Here is a 5,245-nt window from a genome sequence, read left to right as displayed (position 1 = left end):
GCCTTCCACTCGCTGGTCGGCCTCGCCGCCGTCATGGTGGCGGCTGCCGCGATCTATGCCCCGGAAAGCTTCGGCATCGGCACGGATGGCGACATTCATGCCCAGGCCCTGATCGAGATGAGCCTTGGCGTCGCCATCGGCGCCATCCCCTTCACCGGCTCGGTCATCGCTTTCCTCAAGCTCGATGGCCGCATGTCCGGCAAGCCGATCATGATCGGCGCACGCCACTTCATCAACGCCGCACTTGCTATCGCGCTCGTCGTGCTGATCGTGTTGCTGGTCACCACCGAGTCCAAGCTGGTCTTCTGGCTGATCGTTGCCGCCTCGCTGGTGCTCGGTATCCTGCTGATCATCCCGATCGGCGGCGCCGACATGCCGGTCGTCGTCTCGATGCTGAATTCCTATTCCGGCTGGGCGGCGGCGGCGCTGGGCTTCACGCTCGGCAATCTGGCGCTGATCATCACCGGCGCGCTGGTCGGCTCATCCGGCGCGATCCTGTCCTACATCATGTGCAAGGGCATGAACCGAAGCTTCATCTCGGTCATTCTCGGCGGCTTCGGTGGGGAGACGGCAGCGGCCGCCGATGACGGCATCGAACGCACGGTCAAGCAGGGTTCTGCCGACGATGCCGCCTACCTCATGATGAACGCCCAGAAAGTCATCATCGTGCCGGGCTACGGCATGGCGGTTGCCCAGGCGCAGCATGCGCTGCGCGAAATGGCCGACAAGCTCAAGGCCAATGGCGTCGACGTGAAGTACGCCATCCACCCGGTCGCCGGCCGCATGCCCGGCCACATGAACGTGCTGCTCGCCGAAGCCAATGTGCCCTACGACGAGGTGTTCGAGCTTGAGGACATCAACTCGGAGTTCGCGCAAGCCGACGTTGCCTATGTCATCGGCGCCAACGACGTCACCAACCCGTCCGCGCGCGACGACAAGTCCTCACCCATCTACGGCATGCCGATCCTCGACGTCGACAAGGCGCGCACCTGCCTGTTCGTCAAGCGCTCGCTCGGTTCCGGCTATGCCGGTATCGACAACACGCTGTTCTACAAGGACGGCACCATGATGCTGCTCGGCGACGCCAAGAAGATGACCGAAGAGATCGTCAAAGCCATGGATCACTGATCCGGGATAAGCGCCGGGACACGCCAAGAATCGCCCGGCTTCGCGCCGGGCTTTTTCTTGGCAGGCTTTCTTGGCTTGACGGCGATTTCGGCGCTACGATGACGAATTCCCGCCTCGACGGCGGGATTGTCGTCGACGGAGACGTTGGTGCCTGACCCGATCGCATCGCCGCCCGCCGGGAAAGCGCCGCGCAAGCCTGGCCAGGCGGTGGTGATCGTGCATGGCATGGGCGAACAGCGGCCGATGGATACGCTGCGAGGCTTTGTCCAGGCTGTCTGGAGCCATGACCCCAACCGCGCGCCGTTTTATGCCCATGTCGCCGATCCGGCCGACCCCGCCGGCGCGAAGATCAACCAGAGCTGGATCACTCCCGACAGCCGGACCAATTCGTACGAACTTCGCCGCATCACCACGCCCTACGATGTCGATGGCCGCCGCACCGACTTCTACGAGCTTTACTGGGCCGACATCACGCAGGGCACGACGCGAGGCCGGCTTGCCGCCTGGGTGACAAATCTGCTGTGGCGCAAGCCCACCGACATACCGCCGGACGCCCGAAAGCTCTATCTGGTCACTCTGGTTGCCGCCATCATCGTCCTGGTCGCGACGCTCGCGCTTGCGACGTCGGTTTGGCAGCAGCAGATTTCGTGGACCGTCGGCGTCCTCGTCACCATCCTGGCCTCGTTCGTCATCTGGTCGGTGGACCGTTTTGGCCTTCCCTATTTCGGCGATGTCGCGGGCTATGTGCGCGCTGAAGCGGCCACGGTAGAGAAGCGGGCGCTGATCCGCGACCGCGGCCTGAAGCTGCTGAAGCGTCTGATGATGGACGATACCTACGATCGCATCGTGCTGGTCTCGCACAGCCTCGGCTCGATGATCGCCTATGACCTGTTGCAGATCTTGTGGTCCGATTTCAGGCCCCGAAAACTCGAGGCCATCCGCGACAAGGCGAAACTGAAGGCTATCCACGCCATCGACAAGGCGACGCTTGTTGCCGACGGCTCGGCATGGCCCGGCAGCCTTGACGATCTTGCCGGGTTCCGGCGCGATCAGTGGGAGCTCTATCGCCAACTGCGCACCAGGGACGACAGCCATCGGCCTTGGAAGATCAGCGATTTCGTCACGCTTGGTAGCCCGCTGACCCACAGCGAATTTCTGGTGACGCACAATCTCGCCGAATTCAGGCGCGGCATCGCCGAGCGCCTGTTCTCGGCATGTCCGCCGATTGCCGAGGGAGCGGCGGCCGGTGGCACCGTGCTTTATCAGGAAGGGCGCAACCGTTCTTCCGGCAAGCCACAGCGGGCGGTGCATCATGGCGCGGTGTTTGCTGCGACGCGCTGGACCAATATCTTCGACCGCGGCAACGGTTGGCTGACGGGCGATCCGATCTCAGGGCCGATGGCGGAGAATTTCGGCCCGGGCGTGGAGAACGTTCAGGTCGAGCTGCGCGGTTCCCTCGGCCGTGTCTTCACCCACACGCTGTACTGGTCGTTGGCGGCGACCGGTATCGAGGTTGCTGCCGGCGATCAGCCGCGCTCGCATCTCGCCGTGCTGCGCGACGCTGTCGACCTCGGTCGCAAACTGGAGCCGAGCCAAGCCGAAGTGCCGGCGATTCCTCCCCGAAAATAAGAACGGATTTCAGCGAACGGGGTCGTGGCAGCGCCGCTCGACAACTTCAAAGCAAAGCCGCTCCGGGCGGGCCAGAGTGGCTTTGTTGCAAGTGCAGTTCAACGGTTGGTGATAAAAACCGCTTCCTCATCGTCGCGCTGCCTGCCGCCAAGGGCCGCGGCAGCACTGGCGATAAAGGCGCCGATGGCCAGCGAGAGCGCACCAAGCAGGGCAAACGTCGCGCTGGCCTTCCTGGCTGTGTCGGCGGCCTGCTGCGCCTTGACCTTGGCGTCCTGGGCCTTGGCGAGGACGGCATCCACCCGGGTCCTGGCATCTGCTTCCGAAAGCCCCGTGCGAACGGCGACCAACTGCGACAGATAGGTTTTGTCGTCTGCGGAAACCTCGCCTGCCGCGGCGCCGGCGATCAGGATGCGCGAAGCCTGCCCAACCGCGGCCGCATCGCTGTCCGGATTGGCGGCCGCGAGCTTGCCCGGATCAGCCGGACGGAACAGTGAATCCACCAGGTAGGATGTCGCATTGTCGGCCGACGCGCTGCCGGCATTGGCCGAAGCCCCCGCCGATGCGCCCATGGCCGCACCAGACGCGATGGTGGACACCGCCTGCACGCCCGAGCCTATGGCAGCGGAAAGCGCGGAGCCAAGCACGCCGACGACGAGCAGTGTGGCCAACGCCCAGGCAAGAAAGCCATGGGCGGTATCACGGAAATACACCTCGTCCGTGTGGATGCCGACCCATTTGGTGCGCAGGCGTCCGGCAAGGTAGCCGCCGACACCCGAGGACAGCCATTGCACGATGATCAGCCAGACGGCGGTGGATGCCGCGAAAGTGGTGACAGATGCGCCGGATCCCGACCAGGGCGACACCATGCTCAATCCAAGCCCGGAGCCCAGCAGCATGAGGATGAAGGTCAGCGTCGAGGCCGCGAAGGCACCGGCGATGATCGGTCCCCAACTGACGGCGGTGGAGGAGGATTCTGTTGAAGTGGAAACGTCGACAGCCGATAGGGTGGACTGCATAAGTGCCCCCTATCGTACGAACAGCATGATCAGAATGATGATCGGGATCGGTATGCCGAGCAACCAGAGCAAAATGCCGCGTCCCATGGAAGCCTCCTGTTAGAAATTGTGATCGATATTGTCACAATGTCTCGCAGGGACTTCCGTTCCGGCGCGTTGCAAATTGATTTTGTTGCCGCCGGTGGAACAATTGGCGCGCCGCAGCGCGCCAATTCAGATTTAACGGCCAGATCAGATATCCAGATTGGCGACCGACAGCGCGTTGTCCTGGATGAACTCGCGCCTGGGCTCGACCTCGTCGCCCATCAGCCGCGAAAACAGCGAATCCGCATCGGTCGCGTCATTGACCTTGACCTGCAGCAGCGAGCGCACGTTCGGATCGAGCGTGGTTTCCCACAGCTGTTCGGCGTTCATCTCGCCGAGACCCTTGTAGCGCTGCATCGTCAGGCCCTTGCGGCCTGTCGCAAAGACCGCATTGAGCATCGCCAGCGGCCCCGAGATGGTTTCGGAGACATCCTTGCGGCGCAGCACCGGCGGCGACCCGTAGACCTCGCTGAGGCGCTGTGCGTAGCGGTCGAGCTGGCGTGCGTCGGCCGAATTGATCAGCGCCAGGTCGAGATGCGCATATTCCTTGACGCTGCGCACCGTGCGCTCGAACACATAGCCGCCAACGCCTTCATTCGAGGTCGACATGCGGCCGGTCCAGCCGCGCTCGGTGTCCTCGGCAATGATGTCGAGGCGTTTTGCAATCCGCTCCGCCATGTCGTTGGCGCGACCGAGATCGGCGAACACGTCCGGGTTGAGCCCACCGGCGATCGCCGCCTGCTCGACGACGCCTCTGTTGTAGCGCGTGTGCAGGCCGTTGATCAGCTGGCGCACCGCCAGCGCGTCATCGATGGCGCCACGCAGGTCCTGCCCGATGCGAACCTCGCCCGAGCCGAGCGTAAGCGATGCTTCCTCCAGTCCCGAGCCGATCAGGAACTCCTCGAACGCGCTTTCGTCCTTGATGTATTGCGAGCTCTTGCCGCGCGTCACCTTGTAGAGCGGCGGCTGGGCGATGTAGAGATGGCCGCGCTCGATCAGCTCCGGCATCTGCCGGAAGAAGAAGGTAAGCAGCAAGGTTCTGATATGGGCGCCGTCGACGTCGGCGTCGGTCATCAGGATGATCTTGTGGTAGCGCAATTTGTCGGCGTTGAACTCGTCCTTGCCGATCGAGGTGCCGAGCGCCGTGATCAACGTGCCGATCATGTCGGAGCCGAGCATGCGGTCGAAGCGCGCCCGCTCGACATTGAGGATCTTGCCGCGCAACGGCAGGATCGCCTGGTTCTGGCGCGAACGCCCACCCTTGGCGGAGCCGCCGGCGGAATCACCCTCGACGATGAAGATTTCGGATTTCGCCGGGTCGCGTTCCTGGCAGTCGGCCAGTTTGCCGGGCAGGGAAGTGACGCCGAGCGAACTCTTGCGGGTGATAT

4 protein-coding genes are annotated in these 5,245 nt (G+C 63.6%); 2 read left to right on the top strand and 2 right to left on the bottom strand.

The genetic code is table 11. The annotated features are described in order from the left end of the window. Positions 1-1,128: NAD(P)(+) transhydrogenase (Re/Si-specific) subunit beta (locus EN884_RS24795; RefSeq protein WP_164895135.1), on the top strand; the 1,128-nt coding region annotated here is incomplete at its 5' end. A gap of 147 nt (positions 1,129-1,275) precedes the next feature. Continuing rightward, on the top strand, positions 1,276-2,757 hold the full coding sequence (locus tag EN884_RS24790; protein ID WP_063170441.1) for a hypothetical protein: 1,482 nt from the start codon (positions 1,276-1,278) through the stop codon (positions 2,755-2,757). A gap of 98 nt (positions 2,758-2,855) precedes the next feature. Here the strand turns inward: EN884_RS24790 and EN884_RS24785 are convergent, their stop codons facing one another. Both EN884_RS24785 and EN884_RS24780 read right to left on the bottom strand, forming a co-directional pair. Continuing rightward, positions 2,856-3,773: a hypothetical protein gene (locus tag EN884_RS24785; protein ID WP_013528199.1), complete on the bottom strand. Its 918-nt coding sequence runs from the start codon at positions 3,771-3,773 to the stop codon at positions 2,856-2,858. A 231-nt stretch (positions 3,774-4,004) separates the two neighbouring features. After that, a partial coding sequence (locus EN884_RS24780) for a toprim domain-containing protein (RefSeq protein WP_245491982.1) occupies positions 4,005-5,245 on the bottom strand: 1,241 nt, incomplete at its 5' end.

Origin of the sequence: Mesorhizobium sp. M7A.F.Ca.AU.001.01.1.1, assembly GCF_004022735.1 — a bacterium.
Classification (GTDB): Bacteria; Pseudomonadota; Alphaproteobacteria; order Rhizobiales; family Rhizobiaceae; genus Mesorhizobium; species Mesorhizobium ciceri.
This window is presented reverse-complemented; position numbering and strand designations above follow the sequence as displayed.